18 protein-coding genes, 1 tRNA gene and 3 rRNA genes are annotated in these 20324 nt (G+C 49.9%); 5 read left to right on the top strand and 17 right to left on the bottom strand.

What is annotated here, in order from left to right; genetic code table 11:
• The 4 genes from ACJHYR_RS05875 to rrf (ACJHYR_RS05860) all read left to right on the top strand — a co-directional run.
• Positions 1-78, top strand: a 23S ribosomal RNA gene (locus tag ACJHYR_RS05875); the annotation flags it as partial.
• A 96-nt stretch (positions 79-174) separates the two neighbouring features.
• Positions 175-290 (top strand): 5S ribosomal RNA (gene rrf, locus ACJHYR_RS05870).
• 14 nt (positions 291-304) lie between these two features.
• Positions 305-380: transfer RNA gene (locus ACJHYR_RS05865), tRNA-Thr, on the top strand.
• A 39-nt stretch (positions 381-419) separates the two neighbouring features.
• Positions 420-535: ribosomal RNA gene (gene rrf, locus ACJHYR_RS05860) — 5S ribosomal RNA — on the top strand.
• A 62-nt stretch (positions 536-597) separates the two neighbouring features.
• Here rrf (ACJHYR_RS05860) and ACJHYR_RS05855 read toward each other — a convergent pair.
• From ACJHYR_RS05855 to acrE, 7 genes are all read right to left on the bottom strand, one after another.
• Positions 598-1356: an amino acid ABC transporter ATP-binding protein gene (locus tag ACJHYR_RS05855; protein WP_000078348.1), complete on the bottom strand. Its 759-nt coding sequence runs from the start codon at positions 1354-1356 to the stop codon at positions 598-600.
• Between the two features lie 7 nt (positions 1357-1363).
• Positions 1364-2467, bottom strand: coding sequence for an amino acid ABC transporter permease (locus tag ACJHYR_RS05850; protein ID WP_001306044.1), 1104 nt, complete (start codon positions 2465-2467; stop codon positions 1364-1366).
• A gap of 9 nt (positions 2468-2476) precedes the next feature.
• Positions 2477-3658: an amino acid ABC transporter permease gene (locus ACJHYR_RS05845; protein ID WP_072837426.1), complete on the bottom strand. Its 1182-nt coding sequence runs from the start codon at positions 3656-3658 to the stop codon at positions 2477-2479.
• A 67-nt stretch (positions 3659-3725) separates the two neighbouring features.
• Positions 3726-4751: an amino acid ABC transporter substrate-binding protein gene (locus ACJHYR_RS05840; RefSeq protein WP_000738584.1), complete on the bottom strand. Its 1026-nt coding sequence runs from the start codon at positions 4749-4751 to the stop codon at positions 3726-3728.
• 429 nt (positions 4752-5180) lie between these two features.
• Positions 5181-5402, bottom strand: coding sequence for a membrane protein (locus tag ACJHYR_RS05835; protein ID WP_000825639.1), 222 nt, complete (start codon positions 5400-5402; stop codon positions 5181-5183).
• A gap of 252 nt (positions 5403-5654) precedes the next feature.
• On the bottom strand, positions 5655-8759 hold the full coding sequence (gene acrF, locus ACJHYR_RS05830; RefSeq protein WP_001273305.1) for a multidrug efflux RND transporter permease subunit AcrF: 3105 nt from the start codon (positions 8757-8759) through the stop codon (positions 5655-5657).
• A gap of 11 nt (positions 8760-8770) precedes the next feature.
• Positions 8771-9928 carry a multidrug efflux RND transporter periplasmic adaptor subunit AcrE gene (gene acrE, locus ACJHYR_RS05825; protein ID WP_072837425.1) on the bottom strand — a complete coding sequence of 386 codons (1158 nt, stop codon included), beginning with the start codon at positions 9926-9928 and terminating at the stop codon, positions 8771-8773.
• 398 nt (positions 9929-10326) lie between these two features.
• Here acrE and acrS point away from each other — a divergent pair, with 398 nt between their 5' ends.
• Positions 10327-10989, top strand: a complete 663-nt coding sequence (acrS, locus tag ACJHYR_RS05820; RefSeq protein ID WP_410233094.1) for a multidrug efflux transporter transcriptional repressor AcrS — start codon at positions 10327-10329, stop codon at positions 10987-10989.
• Positions 10990-10991: 2 nt separating this feature from the next.
• On the opposite strand, the gene ACJHYR_RS05815 is transcribed toward acrS, so the two are convergent.
• The 10 genes from ACJHYR_RS05815 to ACJHYR_RS05770 form a co-directional block, all read right to left on the bottom strand.
• On the bottom strand, positions 10992-11171 hold the full coding sequence (locus tag ACJHYR_RS05815; protein ID WP_001295275.1) for a DUF2556 family protein: 180 nt from the start codon (positions 11169-11171) through the stop codon (positions 10992-10994).
• 83 nt (positions 11172-11254) lie between these two features.
• Positions 11255-12139: an adenine-specific DNA-methyltransferase gene (yhdJ, locus tag ACJHYR_RS05810; RefSeq protein ID WP_059328206.1), complete on the bottom strand. Its 885-nt coding sequence runs from the start codon at positions 12137-12139 to the stop codon at positions 11255-11257.
• A gap of 85 nt (positions 12140-12224) precedes the next feature.
• A complete protein-coding gene (gene fis, locus ACJHYR_RS05805) occupies positions 12225-12521 on the bottom strand; it encodes a DNA-binding transcriptional regulator Fis (protein WP_000462905.1) in 297 nt (98 codons plus the stop codon).
• Positions 12522-12546: 25 nt separating this feature from the next.
• Positions 12547-13512 carry a tRNA dihydrouridine synthase DusB gene (gene dusB, locus ACJHYR_RS05800; protein WP_001219652.1) on the bottom strand — a complete coding sequence of 322 codons (966 nt, stop codon included), beginning with the start codon at positions 13510-13512 and terminating at the stop codon, positions 12547-12549.
• Between the two features lie 328 nt (positions 13513-13840).
• Positions 13841-14722 (bottom strand): 50S ribosomal protein L11 methyltransferase, encoded by an 882-nt coding sequence (gene prmA / locus ACJHYR_RS05795; RefSeq protein ID WP_001145827.1) that lies wholly within the window; start codon positions 14720-14722, stop codon positions 13841-13843.
• A gap of 11 nt (positions 14723-14733) precedes the next feature.
• Positions 14734-16185: a sodium/pantothenate symporter gene (panF, locus tag ACJHYR_RS05790; RefSeq protein ID WP_001175722.1), complete on the bottom strand. Its 1452-nt coding sequence runs from the start codon at positions 16183-16185 to the stop codon at positions 14734-14736.
• On the bottom strand, positions 16175-16417 hold the full coding sequence (locus ACJHYR_RS05785; RefSeq protein WP_000381170.1) for a YhdT family protein: 243 nt from the start codon (positions 16415-16417) through the stop codon (positions 16175-16177). The genes panF and ACJHYR_RS05785 overlap by 11 nt, the downstream gene beginning before the upstream one ends.
• A gap of 108 nt (positions 16418-16525) precedes the next feature.
• Positions 16526-17875 (bottom strand): acetyl-CoA carboxylase biotin carboxylase subunit, encoded by a 1350-nt coding sequence (accC, locus tag ACJHYR_RS05780; RefSeq protein WP_000884639.1) that lies wholly within the window; start codon positions 17873-17875, stop codon positions 16526-16528.
• A 10-nt stretch (positions 17876-17885) separates the two neighbouring features.
• Positions 17886-18356 (bottom strand): acetyl-CoA carboxylase biotin carboxyl carrier protein, encoded by a 471-nt coding sequence (gene accB / locus ACJHYR_RS05775; RefSeq protein ID WP_000354622.1) that lies wholly within the window; start codon positions 18354-18356, stop codon positions 17886-17888.
• 977 nt (positions 18357-19333) lie between these two features.
• Positions 19334-20308: an MDR family oxidoreductase gene (locus tag ACJHYR_RS05770; RefSeq protein ID WP_001148440.1), complete on the bottom strand. Its 975-nt coding sequence runs from the start codon at positions 20306-20308 to the stop codon at positions 19334-19336.
• Positions 20309-20324 lie beyond the last annotated feature (16 nt).

Here is a 20324-nt window from a genome sequence, read left to right as displayed (position 1 = left end):
CGACGTTGATAGGCCGGGTGTGTAAGCGCAGCGATGCGTTGAGCTAACCGGTACTAATGAACCGTGAGGCTTAACCTTACAACGCCGAAGATGTTTTGGCGGATGAGAGAAAGATTTTCAGCCTGATACAGATTAAATTAACCGGCGGTAAGCGGGTTAATAAAACAGAATTTGCCTGGCGGCCTTAGCGCGGTGGTCCCACCTGACCCCATGCCGAACTCAGAAGTGAAACGCCGTAGCGCCGATGGTAGTGTGGGGTCTCCCCATGCGAGAGTAGGGAACTGCCAGGCATCAAATTTAGCGTGCTGATATGGCTCAGTTGGTAGAGCGCACCCTTGGTAAGGGTGAGGTCCCCAGTTCGACTCTGGGTATCAGCACCACTCTTTAGGTTAAAGTTCGGCAGATTAGAAAAGAATTTGTCTGGCGGCAGTAGCGCGGTGGTCCCACCTGACCCCATGCCGAACTCAGAAGTGAAACGCCGTAGCGCCGATGGTAGTGTGGGGTCTCCCCATGCGAGAGTAGGGAACTGCCAGACATCAAATCAAGCGAAAGGCCATCCGAAAGGATGGCCTTTTTGCTTTTCGAACTAACATTCAATTAATGGATTACCTGCGATAAAAATGCCCTCGTACGCTCTGATTTAGGATGCGCAAAAAATTCATCAGGTGCAGCTTGCTCCACTATTTCCCCACGATCCATAAAAATCACCCTGTCAGCGACGGTTCGTGCAAACCCCATCTCATGTGTTACACACAACATTGTCATACCCGACTGCGCCAGCCCAATCATCGTATCCAGCACTTCTTTCACCATCTCCGGATCGAGCGCTGACGTAGGTTCATCAAATAGCATGATCTTTGGTTTCATACAAAGTGAACGTGCTATGGCAACGCGTTGCTGCTGACCACCAGAAATCTGTCCGGGAAACTTCTGGGCATGTTCGGCAATTCTCACCCGCTCAAGGTAATGCAACGCCAGATCTTCAGCCTCTTTCTTAGGCATCTTGCGTACCCAAATCGGTGCCAGGGTACAGTTCTGTAGAACGGTCAGATGAGGGAAGAGATTGAAATGCTGAAAGACCATTCCCACTTCCTGCCTGACGCGCTCAATATTGCGGATATCTTCATTAAGTTCGATGCCATCCACCACGATCCGTCCCTGTTGATGTTCTTCCAGATGATTAATACAACGAATGGTTGTCGATTTACCGGAACCAGAAGGGCCACACAGAACGATCCGTTCTCCCGGTTGCACGGTTAAATTTATATTTTTCAAAACATGGAATTGCCCATACCATTTATTGACGTTTTCCAGCGTAATCATCGCGTTAGCAGGTTGCAGTAAAATTTGGCTCATAGTGTCCTCAATGCGGTGTACGCCCGGTGTTAAAACGTTTTTCCAGATGTTGGCTATAACGTGACATGCTGAAACAGAAGATCCAGTAGATCAGTGCGGCGAAAACATACCCTTCCGTCGACATACCCAACCAGGCGGGATCAACGGTTGCCTGCTGAACGCTACTGAAAAGATCGAACAACCCGATGATGATCACCAGGCTGGTATCTTTGAAGAGTGCGATGATGGTATTTACCAGCCCAGGAATTACCAGCTTCAACGCCTGTGGCAGAATAACCAGCCCCTGAGTTTTCCAGTAACCCAACGCCAGCGACTCTGCCGCTTCATATTGCCCTTTAGGCAGCGCCTGTAATCCGCCTCGCACGACTTCCGCAACATATGCTGACTGAAACAGGATCACGCCAACCAGCGCGCGGATCAGTTTGTCGATACTGGTGCCTTCTGCCATAAACAACGGCAGCATGACCGAAGACATAAACAGAACGGTAATCAGCGGTACACCGCGCCAGAACTCGATAAAAATGACCGATAAGATACGCACAATCGGCATATGGGAGCGGCGACCTAACGCCAGTAAGATCCCCCACGGCAGCGCCCCCGCAATCCCAACTGATGCAATAATTAAAGTTAGCGTCAGCCCGCCCCATTGCCGGGTTTCAACCCGCTCAAGACCAAAAAAACCGCCATACATCAGCCACCAGACAATCAGTGGGTACATCACCGCCCAGACCGCAATATAGCGACCGCGATGCGGGAGTATTTTCCAGAACATTGGTGCGATCGACACAAGCCCAATCAGTAATGCCAGGTTAATTCGCCAGCGTTGGTCGTGTGGGTAAAGCCCATACATAAACTGACCAAATCGTTCGTGGATGAAGACCCAACAGGCACCGGCTTTTGTGCAGTCGGCACGCGTTGAGCCAACCCAGTTAGCCTGCAAAAATGCCCAGTTCAGCAACGGTGGGATCAGTTCCCACATCAACCATATGCAGCCAATAGTCAGCAGGCTATTGCTCCAGCTGGAGAACAGATTTTTTCGCACCCACACCATCGCGCGGCTTGAGTTATGGCTCGCCGGGCGCGGGGGATGAGACAGCAATACTTTTGTCATCATGACTCCTTAGCGTTCAACGATCGCGATGCGGCGGTTATAGATATTCATCAGCAGCGAGATAGTCAGGCTGATAATCAGATAGACCGACATGGTCATGGCTATCGTCTCGATGGCTTGCCCAGTCTGGTTTAGCACGGTGCCAGCAAACAGCGAAACCATATCCGGATAGCCAATAGCGGCGGCAAGAGAGGAGTTTTTGACGATGTTGAGATACTGGCTGGTTAACGGCGGAATAATCACTCGCAGTGCCTGGGGAATAATGACCTGGCGTAGCGTAACCGGGTTGGGTAATCCCAGTGACCGTGCCGCTTCATGTTGACCATAAGGCACTGCCTGGATCCCAGCGCGGATAATCTCGGCGATAAATGCAGAGGTATAAACCGAAAGCGCCAGCGTTAAGGCTACCAGTTCAGGAATTAAAACCATCCCGCCACGGAAGTTAAAGCCTCGTAGGGCTGGAACATCCCAGTGTAGTGCTGCGCCAAAAAGCCATTGCGCCAGTAAAGGCAAACCAATGATCAACACTGCGGCGATCGGCCAGGTGCGGCGCAGCTGTCCGGTCTTTATCTGGTATGTTTTATTAAAGCGGAATAGCCCAACAGAAAGGACTATAGCCATAACAACAGCCAGGATAAACGCAATAAATCCGTCTCCCAGCTGCGGTGACGGAATATAAAGCCCACGATTGCTCAAAAAGGCCAGATCAAACGCGCTCACAGCCTGGCGTGGTCCGGGCAAATTGCGCAACACGGCAAAGTACCAGAAGAATATTTGCAGCAGCGGCGGAATATTACGGAAGATCTCAATATAAATTGTGGAAAGCTTTCGTAGCAGCCAGTTATCCGAAAGTCGCGCCAGACCGATAAAGAAGCCCAGAACAGAAGCGAATATAATACACAATGCAGAAACCAGTAGCGTATTGAGTAAGCCAACAATGAAAACGCGTCCGTAGGTATCACCCTGCTGGTAATCGATCAAATGCTGGACAATACCGAAGCCAGCGCCGCGATCCAGAAAGGCAAAACCTGAAGTAATGCCACGATTACTGAGATTCGTCACAGTGTTGTGAAATAGCCAACCAACAATGCCGACAACAGCAACAACGGCAAGGATCTGGAATAACCAGGCGCGAACCGTAGGGTTGGCAAAGGAGAGTGAGCCTTTAACGGTTGAGCGGCGATGAGACATAGAAACCTCGGAAAGCATAACGCTGAAGAGAGCGCCGCCGTAGCGACGCTCGTTACCTCACACCGACTTAACGCACGGGCGGCGCGTACTGAATACCGCCGTTATTCCAGAGATTATTTTGCCCACGTTTAATTTTCAGCGGGCTTTCTGAACCTACGTTACGCTCAAAAATTTCCGAGTAGTTACCCACCTGTTTGATGATGTTGTAAGCCCATTTATTATCCAGCTTCAGATCCTTGCCGTAATCGCCCTCTTTACCCAGCAGATGTGCCATATCAGGCGTTGCTGGATTAGCCGCTTTTTCATCGACGTTTTGCGAGTTAACGCCCATCTCTTCAGCATTCAGCATGGCGAAAAGCGTCCAGCGTACAATCGAGAACCATTCATCATCGCCACGACGAACTACCGGCCCAAGCGGTTCTTTAGAGATAACTTCCGGTAAGACAATCCATTCAGCTGGGTTGCTTAATTTGATGCGCAGGGCATACAGTTGTGATTGATCCGAGGCCAACGTATCGCAGCGACCAGATTCCAGTGCCTTCGCTGATTCGTCAGAGCGATCGAAAGTCACTGGTGTGTACTTCATATTGTTTGCCTTGAAGTAATCAGCAACATTGAGTTCGGTATCAGTACCCGCCTGAATGCAGACTGTTGCACCATCCAGTTCTTTTGCGCTTTTTAGCCCCGCTTTATCGTGCGTCAGGAAGCCAATGCCGTCGTAATAAGTGACGCCAGTAAATGCCATTCCCATTCCTGCGTCGCGTGATGAAGTCCAGGTCGTATTACGGGAGAGCAAATCCACCTCCCCTGACTGTAAAGCCGTGAAGCGTTCTTTTGCAGTGAGCGGGGTATATTTCACTTTCGTGTCGTCACCAAATACAGCTGCCGCAACACCACGACAAACATCTACATCAATACCTGAAAACTTACCGTCAGCATCGGCATAAGAGAACCCAGGTAATCCATCACTGATCCCGCATTGCACAAACCCTTTTTTCTGAACGGCATCAAGCGTCGCGCCAGCATGCGCCTGATTTGCAACGGCAAGCAGCACGCTGGCGGCAGCCAGTGTGGCTATCATCATCTTTTTCATAATGCTTCCTGTGAGGCGAAAATTATCGTTATAGGACGTTTGGGAAACGTCTTTTACCTGTCTGTGGCCATCCTCTTATAAGCAAAAGTAGTGCCAGCTTTTGCGCACGATTTCGCGTCGCAATAAGCTGAGTGTAGACAGGAAATAATAAAAACAGCGCCCCGCAATGGTGCGAAAATGAAACATGCGCCACATTTTGGCGCAAAATATTTACGCATTTTTACTAAGCAGAATAATGATTGTTAGCGTGAGTATATTTCTGGTAGGAAGTGTGAAAATTAAATTGATGCGTTATTTCGAAAGCAGCGAAATAACGCGATATAACATGCTAAATCAGCAGGGAATTACCCAGCAGAATATAGCAATATTTTATCTTATGGAGAGATACTGTATCGTTAAACAGAGCGCGGTACTCCGCGCCCTGTGCAGTTATTTCGACAGAGCGATGATCCCCATCGTCAGGCCAGCAACAGCTGCAGCCCCGCCAGCAATAGCCCCAGCCGTTTCCCAGTTATCCTGAGTCGTGCCTTTCATACAGGTATTAGTGTGAACCAGTCGGCCCTGATCGTCATAAACCGGAACGCAGGGCGAATCGTGAGCACAGCCCGCCAGCAATGCGGTGAGCAATGCCACAGGAATTAATCTTTTCATGGTGTTACCTCAGTAATAAACGCTAACGCTTAATAAGTTAACTCTCTTATTAACGAGCTGAATGCCATTTTATCACTGGAGGTTATAAATCTTGCGGAATGAATAATGACAAATTATGTGAATTGTAAAAATAGTGAAGGGAACGGGAACTATAGAAAGTTTTTAAAGAGTGAGTAGAGGAATATCTTATTAATTTTTATGGGTTTCACTGGAAATAATAAAGGCACCCGAAAGTGCCTTTATGTTTCTGATTTATCCTTTAAAGCAACGGCGGATCACCACAAAGAACACCGGCACGAAGAAGATTGCCAGCAACGTTGCAGAAACCATCCCGCCCATTACCCCGATACCCACTGCGTTCTGCGCGCCACTGCCGGCACCGTTACTGATAGCTAGCGGTAATACGCCGAGAATAAAGGCGAGAGAGGTCATCAGGATAGGACGCAGACGCATACGTACTGCCATTAGTGTCGCTTCAACAACACCTTTACCCTCTTTCTCCATGAGATCTTTAGCGAACTCAACAATCAAGATAGCGTTTTTAGCCGACAAGCCAATTGTCGTTAGCAAGCCCACCATAAAGTAGACGTCATTTTTTTGATTAAAGAGTGTCGCCGCCAGTAGCACGCCGACAATCCCTAACGGCACGACCAACATAACCGAGACAGGAATTGACCAGCTTTCATAGAGTGCAGCAAGGCACAGGAAAACAACCACAAAGGAAATTGCTACCAGAGCGGGAGCCTGGTTTCCCGATAGGCGTTCCTGATATGACATACCCGTCCAGTCATAACCAATGCCAGCTGGTAATTGTGATGCAAGGTTTTCCATCAACGCCATGGCATCGCCGGAACTGGTTCCTGGCGCGGCTTCCCCCTGAATCTCCATTGACGGCAGACCGTTGTAGCGCTCCAGTCGCGGAGAGCCATACACCCAATGTGCAGTGGTAAAGGCAGAGAATGGCACCATTTCGCCATTGGCGCTACGGACATAAAGTTTATCGACATCTTCTGGCAGCATACGAAATTTGGCATCCGCCTGAACATACACCTTTTTTACGCGACCACGGTCAATGAAGTCGTTAACGTAAGTCCCACCCAACGCCGTTGAAATGGTCTGATTGATGTCAGAAAGTGAAACACCTAATGCTTGCGCCTTTTCCTGGTCAACTTCCAGTTTAAACTGCGCGGTGTCTTCCAGACCATTAGGACGCACGCTGACTAAGCTGGCAGGATGTTGCGCCGCCATGCCAAGCAACTGGTTACGGGCCTGGGTCAGGGCATCATGACCCAGCCCAGCCTGATCAATTAACTCAAAGTCGAAACCCGTTGCCGTGCCCAGTTCAACAATGGCTGGCATATTGAATGGAATGACAAAACCGTCGCGGATCTTGCCCAATTCCATTTTGGCACGATGGATTACCGCTTCCGCACTGTTTTCGTCACCACTACGCTCTTCCCACGGTTTCAGACTGACGAAAGCCATACCGGCGTTTTGTGCCTGGCCGCTGAAGCTAAAGCCGTTAACCGTAAAGACACTTTCTACGTTCGCTTTCTCGTTCTTCAGATAGTAATCCGTCACTTGATCCAACACTTTTTGCGTTCGCTCTTGCGTCGCGCCAGCGGGTAACTGAATCATAGTCAGAAAGACACCCTGATCCTCTTCAGGTAAGAAGGAAGACGGAAGACGTAAAAACAATACCACCATTCCAGCAACAATTAGTGCATAGATCAGTAAATATCGTCCTGTGGAACCGAGGATTTTGCCGACGCTGTTGGTGTAGTGGTTAACGCTATGATCGAAGGTGGTATTAAACCAGCCGAAGAAACCGCCCTTATTTTCGTGATGCTCAGCAGAGACGGGTTTGAGCAGTGTTGCACATAACGCTGGGGTAAGAATCAATGCCACCAGAACAGAAAGCGCCATTGCCGAAACGATGGTGATAGAGAACTGGCGGTAAATTGCCCCAGTAGAACCGCCGAAGAATGCCATTGGAATAAATACCGCTGACAGCACCATCGCGATACCCACCAGTGCGCCCTGGATTTGCGACATTGATTTTTCCGTCGCTTCTTTTGGCGGGAGCTTATCCTCCATCATCACGCGCTCGACGTTCTCCACCACCACTATCGCATCATCGACGAGCAGCCCGATGGCAAGCACCATCCCGAACATCGTTAGTGTGTTGATGGAGTAACCAAAAGCGGCGAGGATGGCAAACGTCCCTAACAACACCACGGGTACCGCAATGGTGGGGATCAGCGTTGCTCGCATATTCTGCAAGAATAGATACATCACCAGGAACACCAGCATAATAGCTTCGAACAGCGTTTTTACCACTTCGTGAATAGAAAGCTGGACGAATGGTGTGGTGTCATAAGGGTAGAGAACCTTCATTCCCTGCGGGAAGAATGGCTGTAATTCCGCCAGTTTTGCCTTAATGGCTTTCGCGGTATCGAGAGCATTCGCGCCGGTTGCCAGCTTAATACCCAGGCCCGCCGCCGGTTTACCGTTGATGCGAGCGATAACGTTATAGTTTTCACCGCCAAGTTCAACCCGTGCGACATCTTTCAGGCGTACCACCGAGCCGTCACTGTTTACGCGCAAGGTCACTTTGCCGAATTCTTCCGGATTTTTTAACCGCGTCTGAGCAATAATCGAGGCGTTCAACTGTTGCCCTGGTAACGCTGGCGTTCCGCCCAACTGTCCGGCAGCGATCTGATCGTTCTGTACCTTCAACTGGTTAATCACATCAACCGGCGTCAGTTTATATTTGTTTAGCAGATCGGCGTCCAACCAGATACGCATCGCATACTGTGCGCCGAAAAGCTGTACGTCACCGACGCCATTCAGACGGCTAAGCGTATCTTTAACGTTAGAGGCCACATAGTCCGATATATCGTCCTGTGTGGTGCCTGGGTTATCAGAGACAAAGCCCGCCACCATCAAATAGCTGCTACTGGACTTTTCAACACTGATCCCCTGCTGCTGTACTTCCTGCGGCAGCAACGGCGTGGCGAGCTGGAGTTTGTTCTGCACCTGCACTTGCGCGATATCTGGATCGGTCCCGGACTGGAAGGTAAGGGTAATTGTCACGCTACCGGCAGAATCGCTGGTGGAGGACATATACATCAGGTTATCGATACCATTCATATTCTGTTCGATAACCTGCGTCACCGTATCCTGCACGGTCTGCGCATCAGCGCCCGGATAGTTTGCCGAAACAGAAACTGCAGGCGGCGCAATGGTTGGGTATTGGGCGACGGGCAATTGTAGGATCGCCAGTACACCCGCCATCATCAGAATAATGGCCAGCACCCATGCAAATATCGGTCGTCGAATAAAAAAGTTTGCCATGTCAGATTGCCTTACTTCGATGCAGAATCTGCGGGGGTATCGGTAGTGGCTTTAACCTGCTCTCCCGGACGCGCTTTTTGCAGGCCGCTGACAATGACTTGATCGCCAGATTTCAGCCCTTCGCTAATCAACCATTTATCGCCAATCGCCTGGCTGGCAACGACAGGGCGCGCTTCAACCTGACTTTTATCGTTAACAATCAGCACGGTTGCATCACCACGCGGTGTGCGGCTAACGCCTTGTTGCGGGATAAGAATGGCATCAGATTGGACGCCTTCATCAATCCGTGCGCGCACAAACATACCAGGTAAAAGCGTATGTTGCGGGTTAGGGAAGACAGCACGTAGGGTTATGGAGCCGGTGCTTTCATCAACGGTAACATCGGAGAATTGCAGCGTACCTTTCAGGGGATAGGTTTGACCGTTCTCCATGACCAACTCTACGTTGCTGGTGGCGTTTTCCTTATGCAAATTTCCTTGCTCTACGGATTGCTTCAGCCTCATAAAATCGTTGCTGGATTGGGTCACATCAACGTAGATAGGATCGAGCTGCTGGACAGTCGCCAGTTCAGTCGTTTGCCCATTAGTGACAAGAGCGCCTTCGGTCACAGTCGATTTGCCGATACGTCCGCTAATTGGCGCAGTCACTTTGGTATAAGCAAGATTGATGTGAGCGCTTTCGACTGTGGCTTTTGCGGCAATCACGGCGGCATCGGCCTGGCGAGCATCAGCAATGGCCTGGTCGTACTCCTGCTGGCTGATGTATTTCGTACCCACGAGCGGAACGTAACGTTTTACCGTCAAATGCGCGATGGCGGCGGCGGCTTCACTTTTCGCCAGTTCGCCTTTCGTGCTGTCATAACTTGCCTGATAGGTCGCGGGATCGATCTGGTACAGAGACTGGCCTGCTTGCACATCGCTGCCTTCAGTGAAATTGCGATTCAGTACGATCCCGCTAACCTGTGGGCGAACTTCGGCTATACGGTAAGCATTGGTGCGGCCTGGTAATTCAGTCTTAACTTCTAACGGGGCCGTTTTCACAATATGAACGGTAACCTGCGGTTCACCGACGTGAGCTTTCTCTTCTCCCTTATCGTTACAACCGGCGATTAAAGCCGCGGAGATCAGAATAAAGGAGGGCAGGAGGAAAAACCTGGCATGTTTCGTCATTACTATTCCTCAAAAAACCAAAAGCGCGTTATTTACCCAAAAAGGCAACGCGTTAACTCGCAGAAAGAAAAATACAGTTCGCTATCCTACAAATTATCATTCGTCGATGTAAGGAATAGTTATGAATACTGGCGTCTCAAGGCACATAAACACAAAAAAAGATTAATATTCTACTGTTTTATTTTGACGCGGGTTGAAAGAGGTAGAATCAAATCCTCGTAAATTGAAATATATATTGATAGAGTGAATGTATTTTAGGTAAATAATAAACGTTATTTATTTGACGATTTATAGCAACTCAATATTAGCCTCTTGTATAAATATACATTAGGTGATAGATTAACCTTCGCTATTTTCTCATCCTGTGTCGAATATATTTATTTCCTGAATAATTAATCATGGCAAAAAGAACCAAAGCTGAAGCCCTGAAGACCCGGCAAGAACTGATTGAAACTGCCATCGCCCAGTTTGCGCAGCATGGCGTAAGCAAGACGACGCTCAACGACATTGCCGACGCCGCTAACGTTACGCGTGGCGCTATCTACTGGCACTTCGAAAACAAGACTCAACTGTTTAATGAGATGTGGTTGCAACACCCTTCATTGTGGGAGTTAATCCAGGAACACTTGACGGCTGGATTAGAGCATGACCCGTTTCAACAATTGCGTGAAAAATTGATTGTCGGCTTGCAATATATTGCCAAAATTCCCCGCCAGCAGGCGTTGCTGAAAATCTTATATCACAAATGTGAATTTAATGATGAGATGCTGGCCGAGGGAGTGATACGCGAAAAGATGGGCTTTAATCCGCAGAATCTCCGCGAAGTATTGCAGGCATGTCAGCAACAAGGTTGTATAGCAAATAATCTCGATTTAGATGTTGTGATGATTATTATTGATGGTGCCTTCAGCGGAATTGTTCAAAACTGGTTAATGAATATGGCGGGTTATGATCTTTATAAACAAGCACCCGCACTGGTCGATAACGTATTAAGAATGTTCATGCCAGATGAAAACATAACGAAATTAATTCATCAAACGAGTGAATTAAGTGTCATATAAATTCACATTCTGTCCTGAAAATTCAGTTCATCACAGTTAACCAGTTTTAGTGGATTAACTGAGTTCATATTGCGGCATTTGTCTGTTTCTGTTGCCAGCAGTTCAATCCACTGCATCAGTAAAGTATCAAACAGAAAAACGAAGACAGCGAAAACGACGAGCCACCAATACTTGCGAATCATTACCTGAGCCTGTGCATGTTTAACCAAGTCTGGCAGGAAATATACACGAAATGAATAATCTGAAAACCAGGCTTACACTTCCTTTACTTTGCAATGAGATCGGGGTCAACTTCGCTTAACCTGCTTCGTTTTGACAGGTTGCCGGTCTTTCTTTTTTTCACTTTCGCCAGTTCTTCCGCAGAGTAATGCGACGTGACATCCAGCCGTCGAAGCCCCATTTTGATGTACTCGCTGTTGATCTCAATACCAATGAATTTTCGCCCGCTGGCGACGGCTACGGCACCGGTAGTAAAGCTACCGGCAAACGGGTCGAGAACGATATCGCCTGGGTTGGAAGAGGCGAGAATAATGCGTTTCAGTAAGGCTTCCGGTTTTTGCGTCGGGTGATTCTCATATTCATCCATTAAATAACGCACGCGCGGAAAATCCCAGACGTTACCCGGTACTTTTTGATGATTGTAAGGCTGTGGAGGATTTTTGCGATAATCGATTAACGCACGCTGCGATCCGGTTTTGGCTTCTACCAGAATAGCATCACCGTTGAATGTGTAGTTCTTTGCGTCTTTCACCATCATCAGGATGGGTTCGTACATGGAGCCGTAGTGTTTTTTCGCCTGCACTCCAGAACTGTCATATGACCAGACGATGCGACTTTTGATGGTAAAAAGCTTGCGGCACTGGAGATCGATAAAGGGCATGTTTTCCGTGCTATTCATGATGTACATGCTGCCCTGCTTTTTCAGAACGCGATGGCACTCTGCAATCACTTCAAACAGCCAGTCGATAAACAGATCTTCTTTCCAGGCTTCGATCAGACCATCAAAATTTTTACCGATGTTATACGGTGGGTCGGCAAAGATCAGATCGACACTTTCGGCGGGGAGCTTTTTAAGTTCGGTTAATGCATCACCCTGGATGATGGTCTTTGCTTCATTACCAAATCGGGTCGGTTCACATCCTGTTCTCATGGTCACTCCCTTTGTGACACCTATAAAAAAGGCGCTTCCCCATGCCGAGTAGCGCCTTTTTAATCAAGCATTTAGCTAACCTGAATTAGTTCATGCCGTATTTTTTCAATTTTTTACGCAGCGTACCACGGTTGATGCCCATCATCAGCGCAGCACGGGTCTGGTTACCACGGGTGTATTGCATCACCATGTCCAACAGGGGCTGTTCTACTTCAGCCAGTACCAGCTCATAGAGGTCATTCACATCCTGACCGTTCAGTTGAGCAAAATAGTTCTTCAGTGCCTGTTTAACCGAGTCACGCAGGGGTTTTTGGGTTACCTGATCCTGAGAGTTAACGGTAGAAACGGTCAGTACGTCAGAATTTACGCGTTGTTCGAACATAGTTCTGTCAGCTCTTTATTTCTGTTTACGCAAAATTTTCGAAGTATGCCTCCAACGCCTCCAGCTGTTCGCTGGCATCCTCAATGGCGTTGAATGTGCGCCGAAACTGGTCATTTGGAGCGTGTTCCTGGAGATACCAGGAAACGTGTTTACGTGCAATTCGGTACCCTTTTGCCGGACCATAAAAGTCATGCAGTTCCCGAACGTGCGCGCAAAGCAAGCGCTTAACCTCTGCCAAAGGCAGCGGGGGCAGCAACTCCCCAGTGTCCAGATAATGCTGGATTTCCCGAAAGATCCAGGGTCTTCCCTGAGCTGCGCGGCCTATCATCAGGGCATCCGCCCCTGTATAGTCGAGCACAGCTCTGGCTTTAAGCGGGTCAGTAATGTCGCCATTCGCGATAACCGGAATGGAAACTTTCTGCTTAACTGCCCGAATACTGTCGTACTCAGCTTCTCCATTGAACAAACAGGCGCGTGTACGGCCATGAATGGTCAGAGCCTGAATGCCACAGTCTTCAGCCAGTTGGGCAATCTCTTCGCAGTTACGGTGTTCCGGTGCCCAGCCAGTGCGAATTTTCAGGGTAACAGGAACGTCCACTGCATTGACGACCTCGGTAAGGATCGATTTAACGACATCCGGGTACTGCAAGAGGGCTGAACCTGCGAGCTTGCGATTCACTTTTTTAGCCGGGCAACCCATATTGATATCAATAATCTGGGCACCGCTTTCCACGTTAATACGTGCTGCATCTGCCATTTCTTTCGGATCGCTACCAGCAATTTGCACGGTGCGAATACCGGGTTCATCAATGTGCACCATCCGTAAACGAGATTTGTCGCTTTCCCAAACCTGAGGGTTAGAAGACATCATCTCGGATACTGTCAATCCGGCTCCCATCTCGTAGCACAACGTCCGAAAAGGTCTGTCTGTAATGCCAGCCATGGGCGCTGCGATCAGGCGATTTCTGAGCTGATATTGTCCGATGCGCATGAGTTAAGAAATGACCATACTGTGACTGCAAGGCGGCGTATATTACGCATTTTTTGCACGAGATGAAAGGCCAAACTTTGACCAATCCTCTGAGATGGATCAAAGAATTGCATTTAAAATGAGCGTAGCGCGATAATTACTCATAAAAATCATCATATTAGAAAATAGTGACTAAAATTTACACTCAAAGAAATTTGAGTAAGTTCTCACTTTTTCTTTATGAATGAAAATTTTGGCACGCAAATTTGCGTAAATAATCGGCAAATTCACGTGCCTTTTGTGACCTTGCTCGCACTTCGCCCTGCGTCACCCTACGGCGATGCGAAGGTTAATTCTTACGACCGGTAATGCGGCACCACTCTTCTTTTTCCACGACCGGGTCCAGAGCGAAGCTGTCGGCATAAGCTTCGCAAACGCTCTCTGCCTGGCTTGCCAGAATACCGGAAAGGCCCAGCAAACCGCCTGAAACTGGCAGGACGCTGATTAACGGTGCCAGTTCACGTAATGGGCCTGCAAGGATGTTAGCGACCACCACGTCGGCTTTCATTTCTTCTGGCTGATCTTTCGGTAAGTAGAGTTCCAGACGGTCAGAGACGCCATTACGTTCCGCGTTGTCGCGGCTGGCCTGAATCGCCTGCGGATCAATATCAATACCAATGGCTTTTGCTGCACCCAGTTTCAGCGCCGCGATAGCCAGAATGCCGGAACCGCAGCCAAAGTCGATGACTGTTTTACCGGTTAAATCGAGGCTGTCGAGCCATTGCAGGCACAGAGAGGTAGTTGGATGGGTACCCGTACCAAACGCCAGCCCTGGGTCTAACATCACGTTGACGGCGTTTTCGTCCGGCACATCACGCCAGCTTGGGCAGATCCACAGTCGTTCACCAAAGCGCATCGGGTGGAAATTATCCATCCATTCGCGCTCCCAGTCTTTATCTTCCAGTTGTTCGATTTTATGCGCGAAGCCCGCGCCGAGCAGCGGATGGTTTTCCAGAATCGCCACCACGTCGTTCATATCGGTTTCAGCGTCGAACAGACCAATCACATCGGTGTCGCCCCACAGGCGCGTTTCGCCCGGCAGCGGCTCAAATACAGGCGTATCGTGGGTATCCTGAAAAGTGATAGAAACGGCACCCGCTTCCATCAGCGCATCGCTAAGATCTTCCGCGTTCGCGCCGGTAGTGTTCAGTTTCAGTTGGATCCAAGGCATGGCAAAACTCTTTATTTATCAGTAGTCAAAACGGTAGCTTGCGGGACGGATGTACCGAAACGGTTTCCGACCAGGAAAGCCAGCAAACTTAGTAGTAACGAGGGCACGATAGGGTGGAAGCCCAGGTACTGAATATTCAGCGTCGCGAGTACGGCATACAGTACGCCGCCAACAATCATCGCACTTAGCGCGCCTTTGGCGTTGGCGCGTTCCCAGTAAAGACCCAGTACCAGCGGCCACAGGAAAACGGCTTCCAGCCCACCGAAGGCCAGCAAATTCAGCCAGATGATCATTTCTGGCGGCTTCCAGGCGGCAAGCAGCAGCAACGCACCGAGAACTAACGTAATTACCGCCGACATCCGCTTCAGACGCGTCTCGTTTTGCATTTGATCCGGACGGATATTCAAATAGAGATCTTTAATGATCGTAGCGGAACTTTGCAGCAACTGGGCATTGATCGTCGACATGATCGCAGCCATAGGTGCAGCCAGGAAGATCCCGGCAGCAAACGGTGGCAACACTTTTACCATTAACGTCGGGATCACCAGGTCCGGTACGGTGAGATCGGGGATCACCGCCCGACCTAACGCTCCGGCCAGGTGCATACCGAACATCAGGATTGCGACCACAATCGTACCGATGATGATCCCCCGATGTACGGCTTTGCTGTCTTTATAAGAGATACAGCGCACCGCAGTATGTGGCAGGCCAATCACGCCAAAACACACCAGCACCCAGAACGACGTCATAAACGCAGGCGACAGAATATCGTCAGCGCCTTGTGGCGTAACCAGTTGCGGATCGATGGTTTGCAGCGTCTCTACCGCATTGCTTAAGCCGCCAGCAGCATGGACCACGCCAATAAGCAGCACAACGGTGCCAATCAGCATCACCAGTCCTTGCATGGTGTCGTTCAGCACGCTGGCGCGAAAGCCGCCGAAGGCGGTGTAAAGCGCAATGCTGATGCCAAAAATCAGCAAACCTGTTTCATAAGGGATACCCGCCGCAGTTTCCAGCAGACGCGCACCGCCGATAAACTGCACGGTCATCGCACCAACGAACGCAACCAGCAAACTTAAACTCGCCAGCCACACCAGCAGACGACTCTGGTAGCGGGCAAACAGCATATCGTTCAGCGTCACCGCATTGTAGCGGCGCGCAAGAATCGCGAACTTCTTGCCGAGAATACCGAGCGAAAGCCAGACCGCAGGAAGCTGAATCATCGCCAGCAATACCCAACCCAGGCCGTATTTATAAGCAGCGCCAGGCCCGCCGATAAACGAACTGGCACTGATATAGGTCGCGGTGAGCGTCATCGCCAGCACAATACCGCCCATAGAGCGGCTGCCGAGGAAATACTCATTAAGGAAGGTGCCTGTGCTCCGTTTACGCATCGCATAAACAGAGATACCGAACACCACCACCAGATAGGCGACCAGCGGTAGAATCACTTCAAGCTGCATCGTCATCCTCCAGTGGGATATCGCGATAGATAAATTTCACCATCGCCCAGCACAGTCCAATAAACAGCAGCGGCGTCAGGATGCAGGCCATCTCAAACCAGCGCGGAAAGCCGGTAAAACCGGGGGCAACGCCAGGTAAGTAAGCGGCTACTAACCATACCGCCAGATACAAAAGGGTCAGCCCCAGCGCCCAGCGCGCCTCTTTATGGGCCTGAACAAAACGAGTGTCCATTTTTTGTCCCTGATGGGTGAAGAAAGCGGGGATTGTACCTTATGGGGGTTGTCGATCCCCAGTAATAAAAAAGGCCGGAAAATCCGGCCTTTTGACGCTTTTGCAGTCTTATTTTTCCTGAAGACCGAGTTTTTTCTCCAGATAGTGGATATTAGTGCCACCATGCTGGAAGTTCTCGTCATTCATGATGCGGATCTGCAGATCAACGTTGGTTTTGATACCGTCGATGATCAGCTCCTGCAGCGCATTCTTCATGCGGGCAATCGCCACGTCACGGTTTTCACCGTAGCAAATCAGCTTACCGATCATTGAGTCATAGTACGGCGGTACGGTGTAGCCCGCGTAGATATGAGACTCCCAACGTACGCCAAAACCGCCAGGTGCGTGGAAACGGGTAATTTTGCCCGGACTTGGCAGGAAGGTGTTCGGATCTTCGGCGTTGATACGACATTCCACCGCATGGCCGCGAACGTGAACTTCTTCTTGCTTGATCGACAGCGGTTGACCGGCAGCGATACGCAGCTGTTCTTTGATCAGGTCAACGCCGGTGATCATTTCAGTAACCGGGTGTTCTACCTGAATACGGGTGTTCATTTCGATGAAATAGAACTCGCCGTTTTCGAACAGGAACTCGAAAGTACCCGCACCGCGATAGCCGATATCAACACATGCTTTAGCGCAACGTTCGCCGATGTAGCGACGCAGTTCCGGGGTAATGCCCGGTGCTGGTGCTTCTTCGACCACTTTCTGGTGGCGGCGCTGCATGGAACAGTCACGTTCCGCCAGATAGATAGCGTTGCCTTGACCGTCAGCCAGTACCTGAATCTCGACGTGGCGAGGATTTTCCAGGTATTTCTCCATGTAAACCATATCGTTGCTGAAAGCAGCTTTCGCTTCCGCACGGGTCATGGAGATGGATTGTGCCAGTTCAGCGTCGCCGCGCACTACGCGCATACCGCGACCGCCGCCGCCGCCGGAGGCTTTGATAATTACCGGATAACCAATGCGTTTAGCAATGGCGCGGTTTTTATCCATATCGTCGCCCAGCGGGCCGTCAGAACCCGGTACGCAAGGAACGCCCGCTTTTTTCATCGCCGCGATTGCGGATACTTTGTCGCCCATCAGGCGAATGGTTTCTGCTTTCGGGCCGATGAAGATAAAGCCGGAGCGCTCAACCTGCTCGGCAAAGTTGGCGTTCTCGGAGAGGAAGCCGTAGCCCGGATGGATTGCTACTGCGCCGGTGATTTCAGCGGCGCTGATGATTGCCGGGATGTTCAGATAACTTTTTACTGACGGAGCAGGGCCGATACAGACCGTTTCATCTGCCAGTAATACGTGTTTTAGATCGCGATCCGCGCTGGAGTGCACAGCGACAGTCTTGATGCCCAGTTCTTTACAGGCACGAAGAATACGCAATGCAATCTCGCCGCGGTTGGCAATAACAATTTTATCCAGCATGTTCGCCTCGTTACTCGATGACGACCAGCGGCTCGTCAAATTCTACCGGTTGTCCACTTTCGACCAGAATTGCTTTCACGGTACCGGATTTGTCCGCTTCGATCTGGTTCATCATTTTCATGGCTTCAACGATGCACAGGGTATCGCCCACGTTGACTTTCTGACCCACTTCGATGAACGCTTTCGCGTCCGGGCTTGGGGTGCGGTAGAAAGTACCAACCATCGGGGAACGTACGATGTGACCACTGATTTCCGCTGCTGCTGGCGCTTCCATGGAAGGAACGGTCGCCGGAGCGGCTGCGTTAGATTGAGCTGGCTGCTGCATCATTGGTGCAGCGTAAGCTTGTTGCATCACAGGGAAACTTGCGGCAGGAGCTGCACGGCTAATGCGTACTGACTCTTCGCCTTCAGAAATTTCCAGTTCGGAGATGCCTGATTCTTCAACCAGCTCGATCAGTTTTTTAATCTTACGAATATCCATGAGTGGGTTCCGTACTCTTTGTTTAGTGTGATTGTGACAGGCGTTTCACCGCCGTCTGTAAAGCGTATGCCCCGACAGCTGTATGCATAGCGATAAATTCCAGCAGGCCGGGACGCCGGTCTATTTTGCCCCAGAGTGTCAATGTTAGACTTGACGGACATTATGCAGCGATCTGCTGCTATCCTCCGGCAAAAAACAAAATATACCTTCGTTGCGCCAATGTCACCTTTTCCGCAGCGCAAAAACTGCGTCAGGGAGGACGAGGTCGCACATTATAACGATTTCGTAGCAATTGGCAGCTAAATACTGGTCTTATCAGGGAAGATAATCAACAGCTAACATGTAAATAACCTTCAACACCGTGTAATTTGCAACAAGCCGCACAATTCACGAAATTAGCGCCATCATCGACGGAACTTCTTATAACGTAAGGCTAAAAGCTGTAAAGCCAGCCCTGCGAAGATGAGGGGCTGTAATGAGATAATCTTCACAGACCACAAATAATGTAGGGATGCCAGGATCGCGACAAGATAGACGACATTACGCAGCGGTTGCTGAGGATTACGCAATTTTCACTGTATCGTCTGGATAGATGTGAATGCTAAAGCACGCAAAATCAACCGTCTGACAATGCTCAGCATCAAATACGTTCGAGTGGTTAATTTGTAGGCAAATAAAATCAGATTATTCACCCCATGGTACCAGAAATCAGTAACAGGTTAAGCGTAGCGTCGCCCAGGCAAAGCACCATAAACCTAACAGGCGACGGAGGCGTATCAATAATGGCTGTTTAGTGGAGTAACAGTGCGCATCAATTTATGGTCAGTCGAAATCATGACTTTCCAGTTTGGATGATGTTGTACAACTTCATGACCAAGATGTTCGACGAAAGCTGTCCGGCTAACCGCTTTTCCCGTTAACCGATTGAATAATGATTTCAAAATGAGTTCCCTCTCTTATTAATCCTTGCTAAATGGTTAGTTAACCTTCACCAGCGTGCGACCCTGGATCTGGTTATTAATGATGGCCTCGGCAAACTTCGGTGCCTCTGCCAGAGATATCTCTTGTGCCGCCTGGGTATAGAATGATTCCGGTAAATCGGCGACCAATCGCTGCCAGGCTTGTGCGCGGCGTGTTGGTGGCGTCATCACTGAATCCACCCCCTGTAAACGGACATTACGCAGAATAAATGGCATGACCGTGGTCGGCAGAGTGAAACCACCCGCCAGACCACAGGCCGCCACGCAGCCGCCGTAATTCATTTGCGCCAGCACTTTTGCCAGCACTTTGTCGCCAACGGTGTCAATTGCCCCAGCCCAGACTTGTTTTTCCAGAGGACGGGATTCGGCAAACTCATCGCGAGGGAGAATACGGCTGGCTCCTAAACTTTTCAGATATTCATGGGTACTTTCGCGACCAGAAACGGCAACGACCTGATAACCCAACTTATGCAGCAGCGCCACGGCGGTACTGCCGACGCCACCACTGGCACCCGTCACGACAATCTCCCCATCCTGCGGGCGAACACCGGCATCTTCCAGCGCCATCACACACAGCATGGCGGTAAAACCGGCAGTACCGATAATCATTGCTTTACGCGCGTCCAGCCCTTGCGGCATGGCAACCAGCCAGTCACCTTTCACTCGCGCCTGCTCCGCCAGCCCCCCCCAGTGGTTTTCACCAACGCCCCAGCCAGTGAGTAACACCTCCTGACCGGCATGAAAACGCGGATCTTCGCTGGTGCGTACAGTTCCGGCAAAATCGATCCCAGGAATCATCGGAAAATTACGGATGATTTTTCCCTTACCGGTAATCGCCAGCGCATCTTTGTAGTTCAGGCTCGACCAGTGAACATCAACCGTGACATCGCCCTCCGGCAGGCAACTTTCGTCCAGAGTCTTTACCGATGCGAGAGTTTTGCCGTCCTGCTGTTCTAAAAGTAACGCCTGCATAAGTGGTCCTCATGTG

It is taken from the genome of Escherichia sp. WS1450 (assembly GCF_046487395.1).
GTDB lineage: Bacteria > Pseudomonadota > Gammaproteobacteria > Enterobacterales > Enterobacteriaceae > Escherichia > Escherichia coli.
The sequence above is the reverse complement of the archived record's forward strand: the minus strand, read 5'-3'. Positions and strand labels throughout refer to the sequence as shown.

What these genes read in the sequence shown, in the direction of transcription:
- accB (WP_000354622.1), bottom strand. Translation starts at nt 18,356, where the DNA reads ATGGATATTCGTAAGATTAAAAAACTGATCGAGCTGGTTGAAGAATCA.
- ACJHYR_RS05850 (WP_001306044.1), bottom strand. Translation starts at nt 2,467, where the DNA reads ATGACAAAAGTATTGCTGTCTCATCCCCCGCGCCCGGCGAGCCATAAC.
- ACJHYR_RS05785 (WP_000381170.1), bottom strand. Translation starts at nt 16,417, where the DNA reads ATGGACACTCGTTTTGTTCAGGCCCATAAAGAGGCGCGCTGGGCGCTG.
- acrF (WP_001273305.1), bottom strand. Translation starts at nt 8,759, where the DNA reads ATGGCAAACTTTTTTATTCGACGACCGATATTTGCATGGGTGCTGGCC.
- panF (WP_001175722.1), bottom strand. Translation starts at nt 16,185, where the DNA reads ATGCAGCTTGAAGTGATTCTACCGCTGGTCGCCTATCTGGTGGTGGTG.
- ACJHYR_RS05770 (WP_001148440.1), bottom strand. Translation starts at nt 20,308, where the DNA reads ATGCAGGCGTTACTTTTAGAACAGCAGGACGGCAAAACTCTCGCATCG.
- ACJHYR_RS05815 (WP_001295275.1), bottom strand. Translation starts at nt 11,171, where the DNA reads ATGATTCGCAAGTATTGGTGGCTCGTCGTTTTCGCTGTCTTCGTTTTT.
- acrS (WP_410233094.1), top strand. Translation starts at nt 10,327, where the DNA reads ATGGCAAAAAGAACCAAAGCTGAAGCCCTGAAGACCCGGCAAGAACTG.
- ACJHYR_RS05855 (WP_000078348.1), bottom strand. Translation starts at nt 1,356, where the DNA reads ATGAGCCAAATTTTACTGCAACCTGCTAACGCGATGATTACGCTGGAA.
- ACJHYR_RS05840 (WP_000738584.1), bottom strand. Translation starts at nt 4,751, where the DNA reads ATGAAAAAGATGATGATAGCCACACTGGCTGCCGCCAGCGTGCTGCTT.
- acrE (WP_072837425.1), bottom strand. Translation starts at nt 9,928, where the DNA reads ATGACGAAACATGCCAGGTTTTTCCTCCTGCCCTCCTTTATTCTGATC.
- yhdJ (WP_059328206.1), bottom strand. Translation starts at nt 12,139, where the DNA reads ATGAGAACAGGATGTGAACCGACCCGATTTGGTAATGAAGCAAAGACC.
- fis (WP_000462905.1), bottom strand. Translation starts at nt 12,521, where the DNA reads ATGTTCGAACAACGCGTAAATTCTGACGTACTGACCGTTTCTACCGTT.
- accC (WP_000884639.1), bottom strand. Translation starts at nt 17,875, where the DNA reads ATGCTGGATAAAATTGTTATTGCCAACCGCGGCGAGATTGCATTGCGT.
- ACJHYR_RS05835 (WP_000825639.1), bottom strand. Translation starts at nt 5,402, where the DNA reads ATGAAAAGATTAATTCCTGTGGCATTGCTCACCGCATTGCTGGCGGGC.
- ACJHYR_RS05845 (WP_072837426.1), bottom strand. Translation starts at nt 3,658, where the DNA reads ATGTCTCATCGCCGCTCAACCGTTAAAGGCTCACTCTCCTTTGCCAAC.
- prmA (WP_001145827.1), bottom strand. Translation starts at nt 14,722, where the DNA reads ATGCCTTGGATCCAACTGAAACTGAACACTACCGGCGCGAACGCGGAA.
- dusB (WP_001219652.1), bottom strand. Translation starts at nt 13,512, where the DNA reads ATGCGCATCGGACAATATCAGCTCAGAAATCGCCTGATCGCAGCGCCC.